The organism is Streptomyces sp. NPDC029956, assembly GCF_055574655.1.
Genome location: NZ_JBVHZJ010000100.1, coordinates 1 through 19228, shown reverse-complemented (window position 1 = coordinate 19228; position 19228 = coordinate 1). Strand labels below are relative to the sequence as shown.

The 19228-nt window shown below is 70.2% G+C and carries 21 protein-coding genes and 1 pseudogene; 13 read left to right on the top strand and 9 right to left on the bottom strand.

What is annotated here, in order from left to right; translation table 11 throughout:
• Nucleotides 1–290: 290 nt before the first annotated feature.
• The 4 genes from ACZ4XX_RS39470 (at nucleotide 291) to ACZ4XX_RS39455 (ending at nucleotide 2284) form a co-directional block, all read left to right on the top strand.
• Nucleotides 291–692, top strand: coding sequence for a hypothetical protein (locus tag ACZ4XX_RS39470; RefSeq protein ID WP_468512639.1), 402 nt, complete (start codon nucleotides 291–293; stop codon nucleotides 690–692).
• Between the two features lie 94 nt (nucleotides 693–786).
• Entirely contained in the window at nucleotides 787–948 is a 162-nt protein-coding gene (locus tag ACZ4XX_RS39465) for a DUF5670 family protein (protein ID WP_468512638.1), read from the top strand.
• A gap of 32 nt (nucleotides 949–980) precedes the next feature.
• A complete protein-coding gene (locus ACZ4XX_RS39460) occupies nucleotides 981–1472 on the top strand; it encodes an ATP-binding protein (protein WP_468512637.1) in 492 nt (163 codons plus the stop codon).
• Nucleotides 1473–1858: 386 nt separating this feature from the next.
• The gene (locus ACZ4XX_RS39455; RefSeq protein ID WP_468512636.1) at nucleotides 1859–2284 is read left to right on the top strand and encodes an SsgA family sporulation/cell division regulator; all 426 of its coding nucleotides are present in this window, start codon (nucleotides 1859–1861) and stop codon (nucleotides 2282–2284) included.
• A gap of 103 nt (nucleotides 2285–2387) precedes the next feature.
• Here ACZ4XX_RS39455 and ACZ4XX_RS39450 read toward each other — a convergent pair whose 3' ends face one another.
• Nucleotides 2388–2810, bottom strand: a complete 423-nt coding sequence (locus ACZ4XX_RS39450; protein WP_468512635.1) for an ATP-binding protein — start codon at nucleotides 2808–2810, stop codon at nucleotides 2388–2390.
• A gap of 292 nt (nucleotides 2811–3102) precedes the next feature.
• On the opposite strand from ACZ4XX_RS39450, the gene ACZ4XX_RS39445 reads away from it, so the two are divergent.
• Complete coding sequence (locus tag ACZ4XX_RS39445) at nucleotides 3103–3939, top strand: RNA polymerase sigma factor SigF (protein WP_468512641.1); 837 nt, start codon at nucleotides 3103–3105, stop codon at nucleotides 3937–3939.
• Nucleotides 3940–4199: 260 nt separating this feature from the next.
• Here ACZ4XX_RS39445 and ACZ4XX_RS39440 read toward each other — a convergent pair whose 3' ends face one another.
• Nucleotides 4200–4619 (bottom strand): MerR family transcriptional regulator, encoded by a 420-nt coding sequence (locus ACZ4XX_RS39440; protein WP_468512634.1) that lies wholly within the window; start codon nucleotides 4617–4619, stop codon nucleotides 4200–4202.
• 55 nt (nucleotides 4620–4674) lie between these two features.
• Here ACZ4XX_RS39440 and ACZ4XX_RS39435 point away from each other — a divergent pair, with 55 nt between their 5' ends.
• On the top strand, nucleotides 4675–5646 hold the full coding sequence (locus tag ACZ4XX_RS39435) for an SDR family NAD(P)-dependent oxidoreductase (protein WP_468512633.1): 972 nt from the start codon (nucleotides 4675–4677) through the stop codon (nucleotides 5644–5646).
• Between the two features lie 284 nt (nucleotides 5647–5930).
• On the opposite strand, the gene ACZ4XX_RS39430 is transcribed toward ACZ4XX_RS39435, so the two are convergent.
• Nucleotides 5931–6587 carry a hypothetical protein gene (locus tag ACZ4XX_RS39430; RefSeq protein ID WP_468512632.1) on the bottom strand — a complete coding sequence of 219 codons (657 nt, stop codon included), beginning with the start codon at nucleotides 6585–6587 and terminating at the stop codon, nucleotides 5931–5933.
• 76 nt (nucleotides 6588–6663) lie between these two features.
• Nucleotides 6664–6957: a hypothetical protein gene (locus ACZ4XX_RS39425; protein ID WP_468512631.1), complete on the bottom strand. Its 294-nt coding sequence runs from the start codon at nucleotides 6955–6957 to the stop codon at nucleotides 6664–6666.
• A gap of 632 nt (nucleotides 6958–7589) precedes the next feature.
• On the opposite strand from ACZ4XX_RS39425, the gene ACZ4XX_RS39420 reads away from it, so the two are divergent.
• Complete coding sequence (locus ACZ4XX_RS39420; RefSeq protein WP_468512630.1) at nucleotides 7590–7931, top strand: hypothetical protein; 342 nt, start codon at nucleotides 7590–7592, stop codon at nucleotides 7929–7931.
• Nucleotides 7932–7992: 61 nt separating this feature from the next.
• Here ACZ4XX_RS39420 and ACZ4XX_RS39415 read toward each other — a convergent pair whose 3' ends face one another.
• Nucleotides 7993–8433: a VOC family protein gene (locus tag ACZ4XX_RS39415; protein WP_468512629.1), complete on the bottom strand. Its 441-nt coding sequence runs from the start codon at nucleotides 8431–8433 to the stop codon at nucleotides 7993–7995.
• 395 nt (nucleotides 8434–8828) lie between these two features.
• A complete protein-coding gene (locus ACZ4XX_RS39410; RefSeq protein ID WP_468512628.1) occupies nucleotides 8829–9716 on the bottom strand; it encodes a LysR substrate-binding domain-containing protein in 888 nt (295 codons plus the stop codon).
• Nucleotides 9717–9856: 140 nt separating this feature from the next.
• On the opposite strand from ACZ4XX_RS39410, the gene mgrA reads away from it, so the two are divergent.
• A complete protein-coding gene (gene mgrA, locus ACZ4XX_RS39405; RefSeq protein ID WP_468512627.1) occupies nucleotides 9857–10849 on the top strand; it encodes an L-glyceraldehyde 3-phosphate reductase in 993 nt (330 codons plus the stop codon).
• A gap of 136 nt (nucleotides 10850–10985) precedes the next feature.
• Here the strand turns inward: mgrA and ACZ4XX_RS39400 are convergent, their stop codons facing one another.
• Nucleotides 10986–11690, bottom strand: a complete 705-nt coding sequence (locus ACZ4XX_RS39400) for a hypothetical protein (RefSeq protein WP_468512626.1) — start codon at nucleotides 11688–11690, stop codon at nucleotides 10986–10988.
• Between the two features lie 353 nt (nucleotides 11691–12043).
• Between ACZ4XX_RS39400 and ACZ4XX_RS39395 the strand changes: the two genes are divergently transcribed.
• The 5 genes from ACZ4XX_RS39395 to ACZ4XX_RS39375 all read left to right on the top strand — a co-directional run bounded on the left by ACZ4XX_RS39395 (nucleotide 12044) and on the right by ACZ4XX_RS39375 (nucleotide 18766).
• Nucleotides 12044–12553, top strand: a complete 510-nt coding sequence (locus tag ACZ4XX_RS39395) for a hypothetical protein (RefSeq protein ID WP_468512625.1) — start codon at nucleotides 12044–12046, stop codon at nucleotides 12551–12553.
• A 119-nt stretch (nucleotides 12554–12672) separates the two neighbouring features.
• Complete coding sequence (locus ACZ4XX_RS39390; protein ID WP_468512640.1) at nucleotides 12673–15579, top strand: helix-turn-helix transcriptional regulator; 2907 nt, start codon at nucleotides 12673–12675, stop codon at nucleotides 15577–15579.
• 446 nt (nucleotides 15580–16025) lie between these two features.
• The gene (locus tag ACZ4XX_RS39385) at nucleotides 16026–17324 is read left to right on the top strand and encodes an ArsB/NhaD family transporter (RefSeq protein WP_468512624.1); all 1299 of its coding nucleotides are present in this window, start codon (nucleotides 16026–16028) and stop codon (nucleotides 17322–17324) included.
• A 22-nt stretch (nucleotides 17325–17346) separates the two neighbouring features.
• The gene (locus ACZ4XX_RS39380) at nucleotides 17347–17625 is read left to right on the top strand and encodes a DUF3040 domain-containing protein (protein ID WP_468512623.1); all 279 of its coding nucleotides are present in this window, start codon (nucleotides 17347–17349) and stop codon (nucleotides 17623–17625) included.
• Between the two features lie 259 nt (nucleotides 17626–17884).
• The gene (locus ACZ4XX_RS39375; RefSeq protein WP_468512622.1) at nucleotides 17885–18766 is read left to right on the top strand and encodes an IS5 family transposase; all 882 of its coding nucleotides are present in this window, start codon (nucleotides 17885–17887) and stop codon (nucleotides 18764–18766) included.
• 16 nt (nucleotides 18767–18782) lie between these two features.
• On the opposite strand, the gene ACZ4XX_RS39370 is transcribed toward ACZ4XX_RS39375, so the two are convergent.
• Both ACZ4XX_RS39370 and ACZ4XX_RS39365 read right to left on the bottom strand, forming a co-directional pair.
• On the bottom strand, nucleotides 18783–19082 hold the full coding sequence (locus tag ACZ4XX_RS39370; protein ID WP_468512621.1) for a hypothetical protein: 300 nt from the start codon (nucleotides 19080–19082) through the stop codon (nucleotides 18783–18785).
• A gap of 46 nt (nucleotides 19083–19128) precedes the next feature.
• A pseudogene (locus ACZ4XX_RS39365) lies at nucleotides 19129–19228 on the bottom strand (IS481 family transposase); the annotation flags it as partial.

The following is a 19228-nucleotide window of genomic DNA, read 5'->3' as shown; positions in this document are numbered from 1 at the left end:
TGCGGCCTATGGGGATCTTTGGGGTTGGCGTCTATCTACGCCTCCCCCCCCCCCCCCCCTCCCCCCCCCCCCTCCTTCCCTTCTTCCCCCACCCCCCCCCCCCCCTCCCCCCACCCCCCCCCCCCCCCCCCCCCCCCCCCCGCCCCCCCCCCCCCCCCCCCCCCCCCCCCCCCCACGCCGTCGTCCCACCGAGGACGGAGTCCACGCCCTGGACGACCTCCTCCGACACCAGGAGGCGGACCGGTGCGACGTAGAGGTTTACCGCAGGCGCACGGGGTGAGACGGCCCTCATGAGTGCTTCCGAGAAGAGTGGCGAGAACCCGATCCCCTGGACCGGGCCGTATGTCGTACCGGACTACCCCGACATGGCGGAGCGGTACGACCCTGCCGTATCGGAGGCCTACGACCCCGACACGGCGGAGACGTACGGCGCCGACGCGGCCGAGGTCTACGCGGACCTGGGGGAACCGCCTGCCCTGCCGGCCCCGTTCCCCGAGAAGGTTCGTACGGCGGCACAGGCGGCCCGCGGTGCCGGAGACACGCTGCGGACCGCCGTGCGCGCGCACAAGGCGGCCACGGCGGGTGCCGCCGCCGGCACGGCGGCCGCCATCACCCTCGCGTACGCGCTGGGGCGGCGGGCGCGGCGACGCGGCCTCGGACCGGTGGCCCTGCGCCTCGAACGCCGCTTCTGAGGGGGGCGGGGCCCCCGGCCCTTCCCGGCGGCGCGTACACCCCGTACCCGCCCATCCGTCTCCTTCGCTACCGTCCTTCCCGAGGTGGATGTGCATGGTCCCCCTGCTCCTCGTTCTCCTGCTCGTTCTGCTGCTCCTCGGCGCCGGCTTCGCGGCCAAGGCGCTCTGGTGGATCGCCGTGATCCTCCTTGCCCTGTGGCTGCTCGGCTTCGTGGCCCGGACCAAGGGCGGCACGAGCCGCTGGTACCGCTGGTAGGCGGCTCCGGGCGACGAGGGGAGTACCGCGCCATGACGGACGCGACGACCGGGCAGCCCGCGGCAAGGGATCCTCTGCTGTCCGCGAGTGTCGTCTACGACGGCGCATCCGGCGGCGCGATCGCCGCCGCCCGCGCCTTCACGGCCGACTTTCTCGCGGCGGCCCCGTCCGTGCGGCGTGAACCGGTGATCGACGAGCGTGTCGAGCTCGCGCAGTTGGTGGTCAGCGAGCTCGTGACCAATGCGGTCCGGCACACGGTCGGCCCCTGCCGACTGCTGCTGGAGCTGCGGCAGGACACCCTGGAGATCTCGGTGTTCGATCGTGCGTCCGCCGCTCCCGTACCCCGCGGACACGACCCCCGCCGGATCGGACAGCACGGCGTCGAGATCGTCGTCGCAGTCTGCGAGAGCCTGAGCGTGGAGCCGGAACCGGAGGGGAAGCGGGTCCGGGCGCGCCTCTCCCTCCTGCCGGGGTACGCCGACGCGGCGACCCCGGCGGCCCCGGCGGACCGGCGCCCGCGCTGACCACAGCGCGGCGTTCCCCGCGCGGGCCACGTCGTCGCGGGGCGTCGCGCCCCACGCGCGTACCCTCACCCGCGTACCCGCGGGCGTCGCGCCCCCACCCGCTTACCCTCACCCGCGTACCCGCCGCGGGACGTCGCCCCACCCGCGAACGCCCCCCCGCGTACCCCCACCTGCGTATACGCGCTCCGCTCCCGCAGCCTCGGACGGCTCGGGCGGCTCCGACGGGGCGATGCTCCCGCTGCCCTCCGGCAGCTTTGCTCCCGCGGCCTTCACGAAACCGCGACGCCATCGGCACATCCGTCTCGCGTGCACGAGGTGTAGCAGGGAGGGGACGGGTCAAGCGGACACCGCACCCGCTCGCCACGTCCCCTCGACCGGAGGACCTCATGCCCCAGCACCCTGTCGCGCCCCTTCCGTCGCCGCGCGTCCTCGCGCAGCCCATAACCATGGAGCTGTTGACCCCGGACGCGGCGGTTCCGATCGAGACCACCGTCGGCTACACCTCTCGCGACCCCCACGCGCTGAGCATCGACTTCCATCTCCTGGGCGATGCTCCCGTCGTGTGGCGCGTCGACCGCGAGATGGTCCTCGCCGGATCGCTGACCGCCACCGGTGCCGGGGACGTCCATCTGCGGCCCACCTCCGACGGCAGGCTTCTCCTGCGGCTCGGCGCGGCCGGCCACTGCGCCATGGTCAGGTGCGACCAGGACGAGCTGGCCCGCCTCGTACGGGACACGTTCGCCCTGGTGCCGCAGGGCACTGAGGAGAGCCACATCGACTGGCAGCCCCTGCTCGCCTCGCTCAGGCGCTGAGGTGAGGTTGTGCGGGTCGCCACAGGGCCAGCCGTACGGGGACGCGTGAAGCGCGCGTTCTCGTACGGGGGTGCTGTCCGCTCGCCCTTCGCACGCACCTGCCTCACTCCGGCCGGCCGTGTGCGGGCCGGCCGAAGCAGGCGGTGACGTCCTTGCCCCGCGGGCAGGAGCGGATCCGTACGTCGTCGGCGAGCGCGTCGATCAGGAGCAGGCCGCGCCCGCCCAGGGCATCGTCGTCGGGATGGCGTTGCTCGGGAACACGGGGCGACGCGTCGTGCGCGGTCACATGCAGGCACTCCTCGTCCCACGTGAGGATGAGCTGCGCGTCGCTGTGGGCGTGGACGTGGGCGTTGGTGACCAGCTCGGAGACGGCGAGTACCACCGAGTCCACCAAGTCCGGCGCGTCGCGCGCCCAGTCGAGCGCCGCCAGGTGCTCACGCGTCCAGTCGCGTGCCGTCTTCACGCTGCTGCCGAGGGGCAGCGATCGAGCCCAACCGACGGCTCTCAGTGCGGGATCCCGTGCCATGTCTCTCTCCTTCGAACGACCGACTGCACCTTCCTCCTACCCAGCGACCTGTGGAGGAAGAGGGCCTCCGCTGCCCGGGGTTCCCGACGTACGCCGCGGGGGAGGGCCACTGAGTGCCCCTCACATCCGGTACACACGAACCGACGAGGCACCCCGGGTTCCGCTCGTCGAGGAAGCTCTCGACAAATTCATGTGTGTGGACTGCGGAGCTCCGGGTAGGCGAGCTGGCACGGGGCCCATGAAACCGGGTCGGGAACACACGTGAAAGGGGAACGGCGTGACGCTCACCATGATGTCGGCCAAGGAGATCGAGGCCGGAACGGGAACGCTGCCGGTGATCCCGGACGCGTTGGCTGTCGCGCCCAAGGACGCGCGGGCCCTGTCGAAGGTCTTCTTCCAGGAGCTCACCGTGCTGGAGGAGGGAACGCACGAGTACCAGTACGCGCGCAACACCCTCATCGAGATGAACATGAGCCTGGTCCGCTACGCCGCCGGGCGGTTCCGTCATCGCGGCGACGAGATGGAGGACATCGTCCAGGTCGGCATGATCGGCCTGATCAAGGCGATCGACCGCTTCGAGCTCTCGCGGGAGGTCGAGTTCACCACGTTCGCCGTGCCCTACATCGTCGGCGAGATCAAGCGGTTCTTCCGGGACACCTCCTGGGCGGTGCACGTACCCCGTCGCCTGCAGGAGGCCCGCGTGGAACTGGCCAAGGCGACCGAGGAACTGAGCACGCGCCTGGGCCGGACACCGACGGTCAAGGAGCTCGCCGAGCTGATGAGCCTCACGGAGGAAGAGGTCACCGAGGCCCGGCTGGCCTCCAACGGCTACAACTCCTCGTCCCTCGACGCCGCGCTGAGCGGCGAGAACGAGGACAGCGAGGCCTCCCTGGCCGACTTCATCGGCAGCGAGGACCCCGCCATGGAACTGGTGGAGGACTTCCACGCCCTGGCCCCGCTCATCGCGGACCTCGAAGAACGCGATCGGCAGATCATCCACCTGCGGTTCGTCGAAGAACTCACCCAGTCCCAGATCGGGGAGCGCCTGGGCTGCTCCCAGATGCACGTCTCCCGGCTGCTCTCCCGCACCATGACGCGCCTGCGCGAAGGCCTGCTCGAAACCGGCTGATGCGTCGACGTTGGCCGGCGGGCGGCCCGCCCGCGCGTCGCCCCGTGGAAGCGGTGCGACGCGCGGGCATCGGCGACGCTGCCCGCCAAGGCAGGAGGCGGTTGAAGGCGCGGAGTCGATCCGGCCCAGGGCCCGCGGAGTCGATCCGGCACAGCGCCCGCGGAGTCGATCCGGCCCAGGGCCCGCGGAGTCGATCCGGCACAGCGCACACCGAGCTGCTTCGGCACAGCGCCCGCGGATCTTCGGCCTATTTGACCGCCTCAGACCGTGGGATCCCAGAGTCCGCCGGCTTCGTCGCGCGCGAGGTGCTCGGCGTAGACGCCTACCTTCCACGCGATGACGGACCGGCACTCCTCCAGTGCCTGGATCTGGGCGTCGACGCGCTGCCGATGGGCGTCGAGCAGTCGCAGGCGTTCCGCCTCGTTGCCCGGACCACGCCGTACCAGTTCGGCGAAGTTCTTGAGGTCGGCGAGCGGCATACCGGACTCGCGGAGCCTGACGCAGATCAGCAGCCAGTCGACATCCGGGGACGTGTAGCGCCGCCTGCCGCCCGACGTGCGCCGAACGGGCCCGACGAGCAGGCCCTCGCGCTCGTAGAAGCGCAGGGCGTGCACGCTCAGTTCCGTCCGTGCGGCCACTTCGCCGATGCTCAACGACTGCGCGTCCGCTTCGGTCGTCATCCTGCTCGCTCCTGGACTTGATCTAGACCTCGCTCTAGATCGTAGCGTCGGAGCCATGACGACTACTGACCAGCAGCCGCTGGGCACGCCCTTCTCCGCTGCCACCTCCGCCACGGAGATCGTGGCCGACTGCGACCTCTCCGGTACGACCGCTGTGGTGACCGGGGGCTACTCCGGGCTCGGTCTGGAGACCACCCTGGCCCTGACGGCCGCCGGGGCCCGGGTCATCGTTCCGGCCCGCCGCCCCCACGTCGCTCGTACCGCGCTCCAGGGAGTGAGGGGCTGCGAGGTCATCGCCATGGACCTGGCCGACCTCGTGGATGTCCGCTCAGCCGCCGCGCACATCCACGACATCGCCGACCGGGTCGACCTGCTGATGGCCGTCGCGGGAGTCATGGCCACCCCGGAGCGGCGCGTCGGGCCCGGCTGGGAAGGCCAGTTCACCGCGAATCACTTCGGGCACTTCACCCTCGCCTGTGAGTTGTACCCGCTCCTGAAGGCCGCCGGCGGCGCGCGTGTCATCGTCAACAGCTCTGCGGGGCACACCCTGACCGGGATCCGCCGGCACGACCCGCACTTCCGTACCGGCTACGACAAGTGGCTTGCCTACGGCCAGTCCAAGACCGCCAACGCCCTGTTCGCCGTGCACCTCGACGCCCTCGGGCGGGGAGACGGCGTCCGTGCGTTCGCCCTTCACCCAGGCAAGATCATCACCGGTCTCCAGCGCGAGATGGCCCTCCAGGAACAGATCGACCGTGGTTGGGTGGACGAGCACGGCAACGTGATCGGCGTCGGCTTCAAGACCCCTTCCCAGGGTGCCGCCACCGGCCTGTGGGCCGCCACGTCCCCGCTCCTCGACGGCCGCGGCGGGCTCTACCTGGAGGACTGCGACATCGCTCGTGTCTCCACCCCCGACCAGCCCATGGACGACGGCGGCGTCCGCGCGTACGCCATCGACCCCGACGAGGCCGCACGCCTCTGGGACCTCTCCGTCGCCGCGACCGGCGTGACCCCGATTCTCCGGTGAGTCCGGTGAGTCCGGTGAGTCCGGTGAGTCCGGTGAAGGGTCGCCGTGCCGGATGCCGTGGACCGCGTACCGGTTGGCGGCGAGGTCGGTCGGCATGATGATGCGGGCGAGGTCGATTCCTCGACGTTCACCCCTGATCAGGAACACGGTGGAGAGCGCGTCGAACAGCGCCAGGGGCGACCGGTGGAGGTTGAGCCGGCCCGGTGCCCGCCGTGGCATCGAGTCCTCCCCACGCCTCGGCAGCCATCGCCGGGTCGTGGAACGCACGGTGTCCCGGCTGACGGTCAGCCGCCGTGGAGGCCCCACTCGTCGAGGCCACCGTAGACATGAGCTTCAAGACATCCCGGGGCGTCCATTCCGACGGCCACTCCCCGATACAGGGCGATGAGCGAGTTCTTGTCCCGCCACCAGGTGTCGGTCATGCCCTGCACTTCAGGTACCGGCTCATATCCTTCAAGGTCCAGGGAGTCGACAGCCTCGCCGGTGATCCTCGTGACGGTTCTGGCCCAGCGCCTCGCGTGGCTGGCCAGGGCCAACGACTCCACCCAGCCTTCCGTACTGGCATGCAGCGGTGCCCAGTGGTAGCCGTCGATCCCGAACTCGCCATCGGGGCCGATCATGAATCCGTAGGCCATGGAGTATCGGCAGTCCCCGGCCGGGATCCGCCAGCCCTCAGCGGCCGAGCCTTCGGGAACGTCCGCGCCGAGGACGCGCGGGCCGCTCTCGTAGAACGGCGCCGGTGGCAGGGCGAGACCGCCCCAACGGTCCTCGAAGGCCACCGCGCGATCGATCTCCGCAGCCGGGACACCGTGCTCGATCCAGGCGTCGCGGTGACGCCCGATGTCCTGCCGGGCAACACGGATGCCTTCCGACTCGACGAACGACGTGGCCCTGCGGGACAAACCGGCCGGCGCGGGCGATACGGGAGTGGTGACCGTCATGGCGCCTGATTCTACTGGCGAGGTCTGGTACCGCCCCGGGCGGAAGCACGCCCGTTTCGGCCCGATTGCAGCGAGATCAGGGCGCGAAGTACCAGCAGTACAGGTCGAGGTGCTTCTCCCTGCGACTGCCGGCCAGGGCTGACACCCGTTCGACGAGGTGTACCGCGTAGTCCGGCGAGATCTCATCATCCGGTTCGGAGACAGCCTCGGCCCAGGCAAGAGCTGCAGCTTCGAGCCGGTCCCCGTCCTCAGTGGCCAGAGCCACGCACAGCTGCTCCGGGACGGCGAAGACGGTGAACCCGTCATTCGCCAGGGGCACCACGGCTCGAAGTGCGCTCTCGGCGCCCGTCAGCTGTGCTTCCCACCTCATCACCGCCTCATCCGGGTAGATGCCGTCGCACGGGACAGCCGGGAAGTCATGACTCCTGCGGGGGCCCACCCGCAGCGCGGACTCATCGTCCCCTGCAAGAAAGAACTCACCTACGAGTACCATCCGCCGATCTTCGCATCCTCGCGGCGGCTCGCGGTGGGGGCGGTCGTGGGCGTGCGACGTGTGGTTCCCAGGTGTCAGATGAGGGCCAGACCGCTGATGGCTGCCCCGACGAGGGTGGTGGCGAGGGTTCGGGGTGGTGAGGGGGTCAGGGCCAGGGTGAGGTGGTGAGGCCGACGGCGATGCCGACGGCTCACAGGCCGATCCCGGCGACGACCCAGAGGGTGATGTGCCGCCGTCCAGGGTCGCTCCCGACTGGTGCGCCTGCGCCGCGACGACCTGGACACGCTGTTCCCGGGCTTGCTCGAATCCGTACGGAACGGACCCCGTCACACGCACGAAGCCTCATGAGATCATCGAGTCCGCCACCCTGGCGCCTGCTCCGCCGCCGCTGTAGGCCGCGGGCGGGCCGAGACGCGCGTTCCACGGTGAGGACGCGAACATCGACGGGAGCGGAGAGACCGGCACATGGGGGAGTGGTCATGGAGAACAGAGGCGCCTCGGACGTTCCTGTGGGAACGACGCGAGCCGAGCGGCTGACCGTCGTGCTGACCGTCGTCATCGCGTCGGGCCTCGCGTTCGTCCTGCTGGCCGGCCCGGTGCTGGTCTTCGGCGCGGCCGCCGCGAATCTGCTGACCGATTCCGGCACCACCTCGTTCAGCCGAGTCGTGGTACCGGTGATCCTCCTGGTGCTGGTGGCGTTGCCGTTCGTCCTGGCCCGGTTGGCGTTTCGCTCCGGTCGGCGCAGAGGCAGGGAGCGCTTGACGGCGGCGGCCCCGGCAGCCCTGGCACTGCTCGCGGGGTCCGTCGTGCCGCTCGCCGCCCTGTGGCTGATCTTCGCGTACGCGTACTGACCCGCCCGGATTCCCCGCCTGCGAAACGAAATTCCACACCGCGCCTCGCCCACGCCGTCGCTCAGCGCAGCTGTTCGGCCAGTCCGACGATGATGCCCTCCGGGCCGCGGACGTAACAGAGCAGGTAGCTGTCCTCGAACCGTGCGATGTCGCCGACGAGTGTGCCGCCGTGAGGGCGCAGGCGGGCAACGGTGTCCTCGACGTCGTCGACGGCGAACATGACGCGATGCGTGCCCAGCACGTTGTGCGGCCGGTTGCGCGGACCGTCGTCGATCACCTCGGGACTGCGGTACTTCGCCAGCTCGAGTCGGCTGTGACCGTCAGGGGTACGGAGCATCGCGATGTCACAGTGGACGCCGTCGAGCCCGGTGCACTGGTCTGCGAAGCGGCCCTCGACCTCCCCGCTGCCCTCCAGTTCCATACCGAGTTCCACGAAGAACGCGATGGCGGCATCCATGTCGTCGACGACGATGCCGACGTTGTCCATCCGTTGAATCGCCATGCCGGTCTCTCCTTCTGTCTTCCTCGTGCGGCTGCCGGCAGCCGCTGACGTCCCTGGGACGGAGCCGGTCGCACGTTCTCGACATCCGGAGACCGCCGTACTCCGAGAAATCCGGATCGCGCCTCGGCACCGCTCCGACACACCCGCGAGCCACGCGCCGCCACCGGGGACGCGCGGGCGCCGGTGGCCGTCTCCATGAGACCACCGGCCGCAGTGACGGCGGGAACAACGCCCGACAGTGCCCGCTCCGTGTCGGGCCTCTCCCCGTTCCCGGCCACCAGGCGCATGATCCGATGATCGATGGGGCGCGTACGCGAGGTTCGCCAGGTTCACGGGGATCCTCGGATCACCCGGTTCACCGGCTTCGCCCCTTCGGTGGGGTCAGTGCGTGTGGGTCAGTGCGTGGTTCCCTGTTCCACCAGTGCCATCAGTGCGCGGGCCGCCGGGCTGGTGGCCTGTGGCGGTGGGAGCAGGGCCACCGTTTCGTAGACGGCCTCGCTGGCGTCGGTGAGAGGGATGGCGTGCAGGGACCGGCGCTTGTGGCGGAAATGCCGGGGTACGGCAGCCACACCGAGGTCCTCCTCCACCAGGTCGAGGAGACTGTGTACGTCGTTCACCTCCAGGCTCACGGTTCGCGGGACGCCCGCGGACGCGAAGGTCGCGTCGGTGGCCCGTCGCGGTCCCCAGCCGGGGTGGAAGTCGACGAAGACCTCCTCGGCGAGGTCTCCGAGGGCGAGGACCGGCCGGGCCGCGGCGAGTGGGTGCTCGGGGTGGCACAGGAGCGTCATCGGCTCGGCTGCCAGGGGCACCGAGCGCAGCTGGTCGGAGTCCGCCCGGGTGCGGTAGGCGAAGGCCAGATCGAGGCGTCCGTCGGCGACGTCCTCGGTCAGCGCGAGCCCACCCTCCTGCCGGAGCCGTATCTCCACCTCGGGGTGCCGCCGCCTGAACGCGGCCAGCAGTCCCGCCACGTGCACTCCGGCGACGCACTGCTCGGCCCCGAGGGAGAGCGTGCCTCGCACCACGCCCTGCACGGCCGCGACCGCCTCCTGAGCGGCCCGTACCTGCGCCAGGATGCGCTCCGCCTCGACCAGCAGCGCCCGCCCGGCCTCTGTCAGCGTCACCCGGCGGGTGCTCCGTACGAACAGGGTCGCCCTCAGGTCCCGCTCCAGGGCCCGAATCGATGCCGAGAGCCCGGACTGGGAGACCGTGAGCCGCTCCGCGGCCCGGGTGAAGTGCCGGTCCTCGGCGACGGCGACGAAGTGCTGGAGATGGCGCAGTTCCATGATTCAGAAGCCTAAGCGCTGAATCCCATCGGATTCTCCTGTTGGATTCATGCCCACGGGACAGTGGAGATTGGTCACAGCACGAACACCCTCCCCGCACCACCCGATGACCGGGTGCTGCCCCACACCATGGAGTCGCGTTGTACACCGCTCGTTCCGATCGCTATGCCGACATGCCCTACCGGCGCTCCGGGCGCAGCGGTCTGAAGCTCCCCGCCCTCTCCCTCGGGCTGTGGCACAACTTCGGTCCGGACCGTCCGGCGGAGACCCAGCGCGCCATCCTGCGCCGTGCCTTCGACCTCGGGATCACCCACTTCGACCTGGCCAACAACTACGGCCCCCCGCCCGGTTCGGCGGAGTCCGCCCTCGGCGACTTCCTGCGGACGGACTTCGCGCCCTACCGCGACGAACTGGTCGTCTCCACCAAGGCCGGATACCTGATGTGGCCCGGCCCGTACGGCGAGTGGGGCTCCCGCAAGTCCCTGCTGTCGTCGCTCGACCAGAGCCTGCGCCGGCTCGGCCTCGACCACGTCGACATCTTCTACTCCCACCGCTTCGACCCGGAGACGCCCCTGGAGGAGACCATGGGCGCCCTGCACTCCGCGGTCCAGCAGGGCAAGGCGCTGTACGTCGGCGTCTCCAACTACTCCGCCGAGCAGACCCGCGAGGCCGCCCGCATCCTCGCCGAGCTCGGCACGCCGCTCACGCTTCACCAGCCCCGCTACTCGATGCTCGACCGACGCCCGGAGGACGAGGGGCTGCTCGACGCCCTCGACGACCTGCGGGTCGGTTCCATCGCCTACTCCCCGCTGGAGCAGGGCCTGCTCACCGGACGCTATCTGAACGGCATCCCCGAAGACTCCCGGGCCGCTAGTGACAGCCCCTTCCTGAACCGGGACGCCGTCACCGAGGACCTGGTGACCCGGTTGCGCGCCCTGAACGACATGGCCGCGTCCCGTGGCCAGACCCTGGCCCAGCTCGCCCTCGCCTGGGTGCTGCGCGGCGGCCGCGTCACCTCCGCCCTCGTGGGAGCGAGCAGCGCACGGCAGCTAGAGGACAGTGTGGCCGCTCTCCGCAACCTCGACTTCGACAACGAGGAGCTGGACTCCATCGACGCGCTGACGCGTCCCTGAGTCGCGCGGCCGACCGGCCGGTGGTGCCCCCCAGCCCTCCGGCCTGCCCCTGCCCGCGATGCCACGGGGGCTCCCCAACCGCGCACCCTGGACGTGAGGCGTCAGGGCCGTCCGGTCATCAGGGGACGTCGCCTCGTCAGCCGAGCGGGAGGCCCTGCATCTGCGCGAACGTGCGGGCACCCGAGCCGTGGAGCAGAGTGCCGTCACAGGCGGGCAGCTTGCCCTGTACCTTCTCCAACCGCCTGGCATCCACATACCCCACGGCGATGTCGCCCTTGTCGGTGAAGTCGTGGGTGTAGCGGCGGTCGTTCTCCGTCCCCATGGCCAGCAGACGCTTGCTGTCGAGGAGCACGCCGTAGTAGAGCCTGTCGGAGTTCAGCTTGTCCACGGCGGAACAGATGACGGGGACTTCCTCGCCGCGCCGCGGGTGGCAGTTCGGCTTCGCCTGATTGCAGAGTTCGGAGTCACCCACCTTGATCACTTTGCAGGTGTCCTCGGACGTGCCCGTGCAGGAGACCGGCATGATGTTGAGGGGCGGGCTCACGGTGGGTCTGTCGTAGACGCTGGTCCAGGCCGCGCTGACAGCTGGCCGGTGCACTTCGGGACGCGCACACAGGTCGATCTCCGCCGTTCCTCCGAATTTGTCGTCCTCCACGGTCGCCGCGTGCTTCTCGGGGCAGTCCCGCGCCGCGCCCTGGTCGGTCGCGCCCCCGTCGGTCACACTGCCCGCGGCGGTCGCGCCCGGGACGGCCGGGTCCTCGTCCGCCGCGGATCCGCAGGCGGCGAGGGACAGCGTCAGGACGACTCCGAGGAGGGTGGAAACCAGAACGCGGTGTGACACGAAAGCACCTCTTGCTCGACGGGGGAAAGCAGCCGCGTGCCGGCGGCGGCGGGCACGCGGCTGCCGCGGCACGAGGCCCGATGCTCGCAGGATCCGCTTCCGGCGGCGTCGGTGGAACCACGTACTTCGCTACGTAGTCGCAGACCGGCCGCCCCCACGCACCACCCTGGATTACGTAGCGCATGTCAGGGAAACCACGGACTCGCGGCCGTGCAACCGGTGGGAGGGTCGTCGTCGGTTCGGTGAGCCGTACACAGCACAGGTGGTTCGCGTGACGGCCGCCTTCCAGGAGGGCGGGCCGTGTGGCGCGAACGGCGGGGGCTTGGGCGCGAAGAGTGGGCCTGACCGGAGCGGTGGTCAGTCTCGCGGTCGGCGGGTGGCTGATCTGGCTGCTCCCGGGACCCCACCTGGCGGCCGTTCTGGGGTTCGGCCCCGTGGACGGCGTCATGACGATCTCCTCGTGCTACGAGGCCACCGACGCGGAGGGGTACGCGGACGGGACCGACTGCAGCGGCATGTACACGCCGCGTGCGGCGGGCGAGCCCTCACGGCGGGTCATCCTGGACAAGGCCGCCACGCCGCACAAGCCGGGCAGCACCGTGGAGGTGCGGATGGCGAGAGGCAGGGCCCACGAGCTGTCGGGCTACGCCCTGGGCACGTGGATCACCGTCACCGGGTTCATCCTCGGACCGTTCCTGGCCCTGTCGCTGTCGTTCAGTGCCAGCGCGCGGGAGGCCACGTTCAGCCACAACGGCGACTACCTGCTGCTCGTCATCGCCTTCGAGGTCGGTGCCATCGTCATCGGACTCCTGGTGGGCATCGTCGTCTCGATCGCCATTGCCGTGTTCAGCCTGTTCGGCTGAGGATGCGGCGGGCCGCGCCGCCCGGTTCCCCGGCGGAGGTGCCGGAGGCGGTGTGCACGTAAGTCTCGAACGGCTGTCCGTTCGGCGTGATAGACAATGCCGTGGAGTTCGGTAGAGAGATCGCTTACGTCGGACCATCGGAAGGCGCGGTCACACATCACGACGGCGGGAGCCCCCTCGTCGGCCGCACCGCCGAACTGGCGCTGCTCGACACGGTGATCGACCGGTTGGGCCACGGGACCCCGTCCTTCGTCGACATCACCGGCGCGGCAGGGATCGGCAAGAGCCGGCTGATGTCCGAGTTCTGCCTCCACGCACGGCGACGAGGGCTGACGGTGTTGCGCGGCCGCGCCGCGGAGTACGAGCGCCACCTCCCGTTCCACCCGTTCGCCGACGCGTTCGCCGATCTGGACCACCGCCCGCCGCATGCCCCCGACCTGCTGGACGCGGTCTCCGGCATACTCGGCGGCCGTGGCGCCGGGCCGGCACCCGCGCCGGCGCCCGCCACCGCCGACCGCTTCGGCCTCCACCGGTCGGTAGCACGGCTCATGGCCCAACTCGGCCGGTCCGAAGGCCTGGTGGTGGCGCTGGACGACGTGCACTGGGCGGACCCGGCCTCCCTGGAACTCCTGGACCATCTCGTACGGCATCCCGTCCCCGGCCCGGTCCTCCTCGTCGTCGCCCGCCGCGACCGGCAGACGCCGACCGCGCTCACCGCGGCGCTCACCCGCGAGGCCGACACCGGAGCGGTCCTCCGGATCGCTCTGGCACCGCTCGCGGAACAGGACTGCGTCGAAGGACTCGCCCCCGATCTGCCACGCGACCGGGCCGCGCACCTCTATGCGGCGGGGGAGGGCAACCCGCTCTACTTCCTCTCCCTCCTGCACGCGTACCGGGAGGACGCCGCTGACCGCCGTACGTCCTCCTCGACCTCCACCGAGATCAGCCGCGGCGAACTGCCCACCGGACTCGGAGCGCTGCTGCTGAACGAACTCACCCCGCTGACCCCGTCGCAGCACCGGACCCTGGAGGTCATCGCCGTGCTCGGCGATCACGCCGTGCCCCCGGTGATCCGCAGAGTGGCCGGCCGTACCGACGCCGAGCTCGACGACGACCTGGACACGCTGGTACGACGGGACCTCGTGCGACCGGGCCCGGGCGGCCGGATGGCGCTGCGCCATCCGGTGATCCGTACCCTGGTCCACGAGTCCACCACGGTTCCGCGGCGCGTCGAGATCCATCGCGCCGCCGCCGCCGAACTGGCCCGCACCGGCGCACCCGCCGTCGAGCAGGCCCGGCACATCGAACAGTCGGTGACCACGTGGGACCCGCACGCGTACACCGTACTGAGGCAGGCGGCCGAGCAGACCGCCGCGACGGCTCCGACGAGCTGCGCACACTGGCTCCGGGCCGCACTCCGACTGCTGCCCGACACGGCCGAACACGGTCCCGAACGACGCGATCTGACACTGCGGCGGGCACGGGCACTCGGGGTCTCCGGCGGACTGCGGGAGAGCCGGGACCTGCTGCACCAGGTGATCAGCACGGTCGGTCCCGACGAGACCGGCGTCCGGACGTCGGCGGTCGTCCTGTGCGCCCTGACGGAACGGCACCTCGGTCGGTATCCCGAGGCGATCGCACTGCTCCGTCGTGAGGTGCGCAGGCAGCCGGAACCGTCACCGTCCGACCGTGTGTCGATCGGCCTCGAACTGAGCTCGTCCGCACCGCACAACGCCTCCTATCCGCAGATGCGGGGCGAAGTCGCACGGACCCTCGCGGACGCCCGGGCCCTCGGTAACGAACGCGGCGAGGCGGGGGCACTGGCCGTCGCCGCGTTCGGCGAGGCCTACGAAGGCGACGTGGCGGCGGCGAGCACGTACGCGGCGCAGGCAGCCTCCCTGCTGGACGGTCTGCCCGACGACGACCTCACGGCACTGTGCGAACCGCTGGGCAGACTGGGATGGGCGGAGGCCTTCCTCGGCCGCTTCACCGACGCGGAACGCCATGCCGACCGAGGCCTCGGCATCGCCCGGCGCAGCGGGCAGGTCTACCTCCTGCCGCTCCTGCTGCTGTGCAAGGCACACGTACGGATCCAGACCTGCCGCCTGCAGGCGGCCCGGGAACTCGCCGACGAGGCCGAGGACATCGCCCGCGGGATCGGCAGCGGTGAACTGCTCGCCTTCGTCCTAGCCAACAAGGCCCAGGTGAGGGTCGCGGCGTCCACGCCCGGCGATCCCGAGGCACTGGCGGCTGCGGAGGAGGCCGTCGCGGCCATGGGACCGAGCGACAACTGGCGGGCCTCCATGGCCTGGTGCATGCTCGGCTACGCGGCGCTCACCGGCGGCGATCCGCACCGCGCCCGGGACGCCCTCCTCAGGGCCGGGGGAGACGACCTGCGTGGTCTGCAGCCCTCGATGCGCCCCCTCCTGACGGAACTCCTCGTCACGGCGGCCCTCTTCACGGGGGACGTACCGTCCGCGTCCGCGTGGTCCGAGCAAGCCGGCAGGGAAGCGGAGCAGCTCGGCCTACCCGTGCAACGTGCCTCCGCGATGCGGAGCGCGGCACAGCTCGCACTGCACCACGGCGACGCCGGCAGGGCGGCAACGCTGCTCTCCGAGGCTGCGGCGGAGTGCGCACGGGCCGGTGCGGTGTTCTGGGAGGCGCGGTCACTGCTGCTCGCGGCCCCGGCGATGACGGCCGCCGGGTTCGGAGCGCGTGGTGAGGCCATGTGGAAGCAGGGGCACCGGCTGGCCACCGCGGGAGGCGCCGGCCTGCTGGTCGGCCTGGCGGAGATGACACGGCCGCCCGCACCCCGCACGTCCGCCACCACCCCTTCGTGGTTGGCGTCGTTGACGGCACGCGAACGGGAGATCGCCGACCTGGTGGCCGAGGGCCTCACGAACCAGGCGATCGCCACCAGGCTCTACCTCAGTCCGCGGACCGTCGAGACCCACCTCTCGCGTGTGTTCCGCAAGACCGACGTCACCACACGGGCGGGACTCGCCGCCTTGATGGCCCGCTCCTGACACCGGGAGGACGTCCCGGCCGTACCCACTTCCACACGGGACGGCCCTGCCGCAGCACCTCCGCCACGGCCCGCCGGTCACGGAGTGCCGAACACGGCGTCGACGTGCACGCGGTGCCGACTGCGTGCACCGCCGTGCGAAATATGGGTGTCAGACCCGATAGCGGGTGACTGATGCTGCGGGTGATGGTGGAGTGACGGAACACCCCCACGGCTCCATCCGGCCGCTGGTATGAGGAGTGTCGCGTCGGGCTGGTGGCTGGTGTTCACGGCCACGGCACGAACGGAGTCCGCGCCGATGACTACCCCACCAGCTCCCGAGCGATCCCCCTCCTCATCACCACCCCCATCACCACCCACATCCACATCCACATCCACATCCATCTCCGTCTCCATCTCCGTCTCTGTCTCCGCCGTGCCGGATGAGCCGAGCGGGGTGCTTCCGCCGTGAGCATGACGTCATGGCTGACGATCGCGGTGTTCGCCACCGTCTACGTCCTGATCGCAACGGAGCGAGTGCATCGGGTCACCGCGGCGCTCGGGGGCGCGGTGGTGATGCTGGTGCTCGGAGCGACGAGCCCCGAGCACGCCTTCTTCTCCGACGAGACGGGCATCGACTGGAATGTCATCTTCCTGCTGCTGGGAATGATGCTGATCGTCTCCGTCCTCAAGCGGACAGGGCTGTTCGAGTTCGTGGCGATCTGGGCGGCCAAGAGGGCTCGCGGTCGCCCCTACCGCCTGATGGTGCTGCTCATCCTCACCACGGCGTTCCTCTCCGCCTGGTTCGACAACGTCACGACCGTGCTCCTGATCGTGCCGGTCACCATCGCCGTATGCCGCGACCTGGGGCTGCCGGTCGTGCCGTATCTGATCGCCGAGGTGATGGCCTGCAACATCGGCGGCGCGGCCACCCTCATCGGGGACCCGCCCAACATCATGATCGGCTCCCGGGCGGGCCTGTCGTTCAACGACTTCCTGCTCCACATGGCTCCCATCTCGGCGCTGCTGATCGTCGTGCTCGCCGTCATGTGCCGGTGGATGTTCCGCTCCGCCTTCTCCTACGACCCCGAGCGCGCGGCCACGATCATGGCGATGCGCGAGCGGGACGCCATCACCGACGGCAGGACACTGGCCGTCAGCGGTGTCGTGGTCGCGGTCGTGATGACCGGCTTCGTCCTGCACACCACCCTGCACCTCGAGCCCTCGGTCGTGGCGATCGCCGGGGGCCTGGTACTCCTCGCCGTCTCCCGGCTGAACACCAGGGAGGTGGTGGCCGACGTCGAGTGGGAGACGCTGGCGTTCTTCACCGGTCTGTTCGTCATGGTCGGCGCGATGGTGCAGACCGGGGTCATCACCGACATCGGCGAGGCCGCCGCCCGGGCCACCGAGGGCCGGCTGTTCGGCGCCTCGATGGCCCTTCTGTTCGGCTCCGTCGTCCCCTCCGCCGTCATCGACAACATCCCGTTCGTCGCCTCGGTCAGCCCGATCGTGTCCGAGATCGTCGCCACGTCCGGCGGAACGGAGGAGGCGGGCGTGCTCTGGTGGTCGTTCGCCCTGGGAGCGGACCTCGGCGGCAACGCGACGATCATCGCCTCCTCGGCCAACGTCGTCGTCGTGGGAATCGCCGACCGCAGCGGACACCACATCTCCTTCTGGCAGTTCAGCCGCTACGGGGTCCCCGTCACCGCCGTCACGATCACCGTCGCGGGCCTGTACGTCTGGCTCCGCTACTTCGCGCTCGCCTGAGCACCGAAGGGAGATGACCGCCATGGGCGAATCCGACGACGAGAAGATCGCCGACCTCGAAGCGCTGCTGTGGCAGAACGATTCCCGCTTCGCGCGCGGCCCGGGCACGGGCCGTCCCCGGCGACCCCGGGAATACCGCCGCGGGCGGGCGTGGCTGGCCATGGCCCTCGCGCTGGCCGCCATCGTCGCCGGAGTGCTGGCTCCGCACGGACTGACGCTGGCGGGCGGCCTGGTCATGGCCGCGGTGGCGGTGAACCGCCTCGACACCCGATGGCGTCGCCTGCACCGACGCCGGCATTAGTCGACAGGACGCCCCCAGGGGACCCGCCGTGACCTTGCAGCAGCTGTACATGGTTCTGCTCGTGGCCGGCTGCGTGCCGTAGGCCGCCGCGGGAAGCTCGCCCGCCGGCTCGGCGAGCACGGCAGGGCCGGACCCGACGAAGCCGTCGCCGACGCATCCGCGTGACTGGGGGCAGGGGCAGGGGCGGAGCCACGACCAGGCCTAGGTCCTGTCCGATGGGTCAGGTGACCTGTCCATCCGGAGAATCGTTCGGACAGGTGTGGGGCGGGGTGATCTGTCGGATCAGGAGTGGGCTCGGTTAGAGCCGCATCTACCGACGAACGTGGGGCGGGGCGGGCGCTGGAAGAGTCACCGCAGGGTGATCAACGGAATTCTCTTCCGTCAGCGAACCGGGATTCCATGGCGTGATCTTCCAGCACGGTTCGGGAAATGGAAGACGGTGCACGACAGGCATCGGCGATGGTCAGGGGATGGAACATGGGAGAAGATCCTGCGGGCCGTTCAGGCCGATGCCGATGCGGCCGGACGGATCGACTGGAGCATGGTCAGCGTGGACTCGACCTCCTGCCGTGCCCACCAGCACGCCGCCGGTGCCCGTGCCGAAGTGCCGCGCATCCCGGGTCGAGCTGGCCAGCCTGTTGAGCATCGTGCCGATGAGGCTTTGGGTCGCTCTCGAGGCGGGTTGACCTGCAAGATCCACCTAGCGGGAGAGGGCGGCCGCAGGCCACTCGCCTTCCTGATAACGCCAGGCCAGTGGGGCGATGCTCCACAGATGATCCCGACCCTTGAACGCATCCGTGTCCCACGCACCAGCGGCGGCCGCCCACGAACACGCCCTGATCACGTCGGCGGCGACAAGGCGTACTCATCCCGCCAGAACCGCCGCTATCTGCGGCGGCGGCAGATCAAGCACACCATTCCCGAGCGCATGGACCAGCGAGCCAACCGCCAGCGCCGTGGCAGCGCCGGCGGTCGGCCCACTGGCTTTGACAAGGCGATCTATAAACGCCGCAACGAAGTAGAGCGGACGTTCAATGCGCTCAAATGCTTCCGGGCCGTAGCCACCCGTTTCGACAAGCGCGCCTATGTCTTCCATGGAACGGTGACCGTTGCATCGCTCCGGCTATGGCTCCGCTCGTAACCCGTCAGCAGCTTTGTCAGGGGACGTCCTGGCCGATCGCCCGGATCACGTCGGCAAGCCACACCAAGTGGTGACCCACGGCCTGGTCCTGGCGAGCAAGCAGATCCTCAAGATGCTGCCATGACTCCGAAAGCTGTCCGATCGTAAGGTCCTGGGGTTCGCTGGCGACGTCGTAGAGCTCGTCGACCGGGACAGACCAGAAGAGGTCTTCCTTGAGCGTCACGGTGGGCCCGGCCGACGCTTCGATGTGCTGTAGCGCCACGTCCAAAGCGCGACGGAGTTGATCGATCGGGATCTGCACGGGTTCGCTGGCCATGGGCACCATCTTTGCTCAGTCACGGCCCTGACCCATCGGACAGGCCCTAGGTGTATTGACCCGCAGCGTTGTTGACGCGGCTGATCGGCGGGTGTCCTCCGAGTGCGGTGTGGCAGCGGTGGTGGTTGTAGGTGTGGAGGAAGTCT